Consider the following 5,361-nt stretch of genomic DNA (forward strand, 5'->3'; position numbering starts at 1 on the left):
GACCTGACCCCCCTGGTGCGCTCGTTCGAGCGGTCGCTGCGGGCCCGGAAGCGCTCACCGAAGACCATCACCGCCTACACCGACGCGGCGGCGCTGTTCATCGCCCACCAGGCCGAGGGGGACCGGGCCCTGGTGGCCGCCGAGGTGACCCGGGGGAACGTCGAGGACTTCATCATCGACCAGCTCGGGCTTTGGTCCCCGTCGACCGCGGCGACGAGGTACCGGTGCCTGGCGCAGTTCTGGCGGTTCGTCGTCGAGGAGGGCGAGGTCGACGTCTCGCCCATGGTGAACATGTCGCCGCCGACGATCCCCGAGTCCACCGTCCCGGTCATTCCCACCGACGACCTGAGGCGGCTGTTGAAGGTGTGCGAGGGGCCGGGGTTCGAGAACCGCCGGGACCTGGCCCTCATCCGCCTGTTCATCGCCACCGGGGTGCGCCTCGGGGAGATGTCCGGGCTTCGGGTTGGCGACGTGAACCTGGACGGCAACGCGGTTCTGGTGGTCGGCAAGGGGCAGCGGTCGCGGTGGGTGCCCTTCGGTGACCGCGCCGCCCTGGCCCTCGACCGCTACGACCGGGAACGGCGCCGGCACCCCCGGGAGGGCTCGGGATGGTGGTGGCTTTCACCCCGAGGGCACCTCACAGACTCCGGGATTGCTCAGGTGCTGCGCCGCCGGGCCCGAGCCGCCGGGGTCCCCGACCTCCACCCCCACCGCTTCCGGCACACCTTGGCGCACCGGTGGCTCGCCGCGGGCGGCACCGAGGGTGATCTGCAAGAGCTCGCGGGATGGCGCTCGGCACAGATGGTGGCCCGCTACGGGGCATCGGCCCGCTCCGAACGGGCCCGGTCCGCCTACCGCCGAATCGACGTCGAGGGGGACCTGTAGTGGGCGACAAGACAGAGGAACCGTGGGACGCACTCGAGGCGGACCCACCGAGGAGCTGGACCCGGCTGGGCGAGTGGCTGCGCTCGGTCGGGCCCGAGCACGCGCAGCGTTGCTCTCGCTACCCAACCCTGCACCGCGTCGACCCAACCGGTGTACTGGTTGACGCCGTGGCCGAGATGGTCGATCAGGACACCATCAAGGCGCCGGCGCCGGTCAGTTGCCGGCGCTGCGGTGAGACCCTCGCCTTCATCTGCTCTAGCCCGCACGGACCGGTCTGGCTGGCAAACATTCCGACCTACTCGCCGGAACGCGCCCGGTCAAAGTTCACGATCCTCGCCCGCCGTAGCACTGAGTCGCGCGTCATTCCGCTGACCGGCCCAAGGGGCTACACCGGTCCTCGTCCGCCCCTCGTGACATCGTGTGGCTGCGGGCGGCACGTTGCCGATCTGGCTTCGGTGGTAGCTGCGCAACGCCGAGCCCCCCAGGGGCGGCTAATGATCGACCCGCAGACCGGCGCAGCGGCGCCTCGCTGATTGCGGTAGCATTCGCTTCGAAGCCAAGAACGGCCATCTTCAGAGTCCGGGCCAACGCTCGCTGAAGACGTGACCTCCGAAGGAGGCGACGGCCTGGGCGGCGCTCGACGGGGCTCCGACACAACACCCTTAGGAGGGTGGACCGTGTCGAACCTGTCCCCGACGGAGCGCTCCCTGCGTGCCCGTCACGCTGCGCTGACCCGCTGGTCGCACACTGACTCGGCGGAGGCCTCCGAGGCCGCCCGCCGCCGCCAGCTCGACCGCTATGAGCACGAGGTCGACCCCGATGGGCTCCTCGACCCAGCCGAGAGGACCCGGAGGGCCGACCGCGCCCGGAAGGCGCATATGGCCGACCTGGCCCGACGCTCGGCGAAGTCCCGTCGGCTCAAGCGTGAGCTGGCCCAGGACGACCGCCCCGACCTCGGGGGTGCCGCATGAGCACCCCGAACGCGACCCAGCCCCCGACCGGGGCCGAGGGCTGGGACCACAACTGCGAGGCGCTGGACCGGCGCCCCCACCGTGTCGTTTTCTCCGGGTGTGGAGGTGGGCGACGTGGCTGACTCTACACCTCACTCCGCTGTCGTCCGAGACCTCGGCGACGGCCGGACCGGCATCTGGACGTCCTTCAACAACAAGGACGCGTGCAAGGCCCTGCCGGGCGCCCGCTGGGACCCGAGCCTCAAGGCGTGGACCGTCCCGTCGGCGCTCCGGGCCGAGGCCCAGGCGCTCGCCGACCGCATCAACGGGACCGGCGTCCCGGCGTTGGCGCCGCTGCTCGTCGAGGTGTTCGCCGCCATCCCCGACACCCTCCAGGCCCCCACGTACCGAGCGTTGTCGAAGGTGTGGCACCCCGACGTCGGTGGCGATGGGCGTGCGATGCAGGCCCTCGTCGACGCCCGACGGGAGGTCACGCCATGAGCGCCCAGGCCGCCCTCGAGGACCAAGGCGTCCTCCTTCCTCACCACGTCGAGCTGCTCGCCGCCGGTGCCATTCCGGCCGATGTCGCCATCGACGCCGGCACCTACTCCGTCTCCATCCTCGACGGCCTGCCCGTTGCGTTGCGGTGGGCCCGGTCGGTGCCCGGGATCCTGTTCCGCCACCACCCGATCGACGGTGACTCTGTACCGCAGTACCGACCCGACAACCCTCTTGTCGACGGTGAGGGTCGAGCTCGGAAGTACCTGTTCCCAGCGGATACGGCGGCGCCGCTGAACGTGGTGCCGGCGATGCGGGACCGCCTCGGCCACCACCGCCTCGTGCTGATCGTGGAGGGGACGAAGCAGACGCTTGCGGCGGTGGCGCATGCCCCTGACGACGTGCTCGTGGTGGGTGTAGCCGGGTGCTGGGGGTGGTCCCGCGACGGTGCGCCCACGGCCGAGCTCGACCGTCTCGGCATCGACGGGCGGCCCGTGATCGTCGCCTTCGACGCCGACGTCAGCTCGAACGCCAAGGTCCACGATGCCGCGCACCGGCTCGGGGAGCACCTCGAGCTGCTCGGCGCCGAGACGGTGCGGTACCTGACCCTGCCCGCCTCGGGATCGGTGGGCCTCGACGACTTCCTCGGCGGCCGCGAGAACCCGGGTGCGGTCCTGGCCCGGCTCATCGACCGGGCCGGGCCGCTCCCGAAACGACCCAAGGCCACCAGATCGACGGCGCCTGATGACCCGGGAAGGTTCTTCGACACCAACGGCCTCCGAGCCCTCGACCTCGCCAACGCGGTTAGAGCCGGCGGGCACCACGCCGTCGGCCCCGACGGGGGCATCTGGGCCTACAAGGCCGGGGTGTACCACGACGACGACCCGGTGCCGGGAGCGGTCGCCGAACTGCTCGGCCAGCGATACCGCGACACCCACCGCCGCAACGCGCACGACGTCATCGTGGCCGGGCTCCACCGGGACAGCCTGGTCCTCGGCGACACCGAACCCGACGGGATCGTCAACACGGCCAACGGCATGTTGTCGATCCGCACCGGCGAGCTGCGACCCCACGACCCGGCCCTGCTGTCACGAGTGCAGGTCCCTGTCGGCTGGGACCCGAAGGCCACGGCACCGGCCTTCGACGACTGGTTGACCGGCCGGTGCGGCACCCAAGCCGAGGACCTCATCGAGGCCGCCGGGCTCATGCTGTGCCCCTGGATCGGCCAGCGGAAAGTGCTCTTCATCTTCGGCCCCGCCCGGTCCGGGAAGAGCACCTTGCTCCGGGTCCTCGAAGCGCTCGCCGGTGCATCTGTGTGCTCCGTGACGTTGCACCAGTTGGCGACCAACCGCTTCGCCGCGGCCGGGCTCTACGGCAAACTCCTCAACTCGGCCGGCGATCTTTCCGATCACCACGTCGACGACCTGGCCCTGTTCAAGGCACTGACGGGCGATGACCTGATCGCCGGCGAGCGCAAGTTCAGAGACCCGTTCACGTTCCACAATCGTGCGTTGTTCGCTTTCTCGGCGAACACTCCACCCACAGTGGGTGAGACCAGCCGGGCGTACCTGGCCCGGGTGCGCCCGTTCCTGTTCCCAACCTCAGTCGAAGGCGCCGAGGACCCGACCCTCGAGGGCGAGCTCATGGCCGAGTTGCCCGGCATCCTCGTGCGTCTCGTCGAGGGCGCGCAGCGGTGGCTCGAGCGGGGCGGGTACGGCATCGGTGACCAGCTCGTCGCCGACGAGTTCGCCCAGGCATCCGATGTCGCCGCGCAGTTCGCAGCGCAATGCCTTACCGCTGACCCCGGTGGGTTCGTGCCCGGCAAGGCGATGTTCGACGGCTACACCGAGTGGACCGCACAGAACGGTCGGGGCCGCCTCGGTCGGAACAAGTTCCTGGCCCGTGCTGAGAACACGCTCGGACCCCGGGAGCGGAACGGTGAGAGCGGCTCGCTCGGCTGGAAGGACTGGCGGCTGCTCGACTCGGCGGCCTGGTCCGACCCCGACCCGGCTGCGCGTTTTGCGCGTTTCCTCACTACTTCGCCACGTGAGGAAAACGAGGGGGAAGAGGAGAGGGAAGATTCTTCACGGGGGGAAGTAGGGGCAGAACGCGCAAAACGCGCAGCGCCCGACCCCGGTCCCGACGAGGCCGACGACCCGGGCGAGGACTGGTTCTAATGGGCCTCGCCGACCTCCTCGACGCCCTCGACGACGGGCCCGTCGACCTCGACCTGATCGCCGGTCGGTTGCGCCTCACCGGCCCCCCCGGCACCCGGGCCGAGCTCGGCCCCGCCATCGCACGGCACCGGGCTTTGCTCATCGCTCACCTGGGCGGCCGGCGCACCGGCCACGCCCTCGCGCCCTGCACCACGTGCAACCAGGTGTCGATGACGGCGGTCAAGCGGGGCTCATGGCCGGCCTGCCGGATGACCCCCGGGTGTACCGGTCGGCACCAACCCCGGCCCGCCGACCTGGCCCGCCTCGCCACCGCACCCCGCCCACCAGCCCAAGCGACACCCGACCGACGACCGGCCACCAAGCGACTCGCCGGCACCTGGCCGTGCTACCCCCCAATCATCGGGGACACCCCCATGACCACCCCCAGCAACAACAACTAGGAGACCACCACCATGCCCACCACCATCACCATCAAGTACTGCAACGTCATCACCCGTTGGCCCTGCGCCGTCTGCGGCAACAGCACCGAGAAGCACGCCTTCGTCGCCGTCGTCGAACCCGACGACGGTGACTCCTTCATCTGCGAATGGTGCCTCGAAGCCACAGCTCCCGACCTCTACGCCACGTGGGACAACCTCACTCGCTACAGCGAGTGGACCGACGAGACCCACACGGCCGTCGTGCCCAAGCTCATCCCCGGACGACCAGCGCCCACACACGCCGCGCCCCGACGACCTCTCATGTCCTTCCTCACTCGGATGGGGACGACGGAGTAACCGCATGACCCGCGACCCGCAGTCGACCAGGCGGCAGGGTAGTGATATCACTACCCTGCCGCCTGGTCGACTGCG

At 70.3% G+C, this 5,361-nt stretch carries 6 protein-coding genes; all 6 read left to right on the forward strand.

Annotated elements, in window-relative coordinates; genetic code table 11:
• The coding region (locus VNL12_RS04555) for a tyrosine-type recombinase/integrase (RefSeq protein WP_325591930.1) at nt 1–885 on the forward strand (885 nt) is incomplete at its 5' end.
• Between the two features lie 677 nt (nt 886–1,562).
• Nucleotides 1,563–1,856: a hypothetical protein gene (locus VNL12_RS04560; protein WP_325591932.1), complete on the forward strand. Its 294-nt coding sequence runs from the start codon at nt 1,563–1,565 to the stop codon at nt 1,854–1,856.
• Between the two features lie 114 nt (nt 1,857–1,970).
• Nucleotides 1,971–2,336, forward strand: coding sequence for a hypothetical protein (locus tag VNL12_RS04565; protein WP_325591933.1), 366 nt, complete (start codon nt 1,971–1,973; stop codon nt 2,334–2,336).
• Complete coding sequence (locus VNL12_RS04570; protein WP_325591935.1) at nt 2,333–4,510, forward strand: phage/plasmid primase, P4 family; 2,178 nt, start codon at nt 2,333–2,335, stop codon at nt 4,508–4,510. The genes VNL12_RS04565 and VNL12_RS04570 overlap by 4 nt, the downstream gene beginning before the upstream one ends.
• Nucleotides 4,510–4,950 carry a hypothetical protein gene (locus tag VNL12_RS04575; RefSeq protein ID WP_325591937.1) on the forward strand — a complete coding sequence of 147 codons (441 nt, stop codon included), beginning with the start codon at nt 4,510–4,512 and terminating at the stop codon, nt 4,948–4,950. The genes VNL12_RS04570 and VNL12_RS04575 overlap by 1 nt, the downstream gene beginning before the upstream one ends.
• A 12-nt stretch (nt 4,951–4,962) precedes the next feature.
• Nucleotides 4,963–5,286, forward strand: coding sequence for a hypothetical protein (locus VNL12_RS04580; protein WP_325591939.1), 324 nt, complete (start codon nt 4,963–4,965; stop codon nt 5,284–5,286).
• Nucleotides 5,287–5,361: the final 75 nt, after the last annotated feature.

Origin of the sequence: Iamia sp. (genome assembly GCF_035575815.1) — a bacterium.
In the GTDB taxonomy this organism is placed as follows: Bacteria; Actinomycetota; Acidimicrobiia; order Acidimicrobiales; family Iamiaceae; genus Iamia.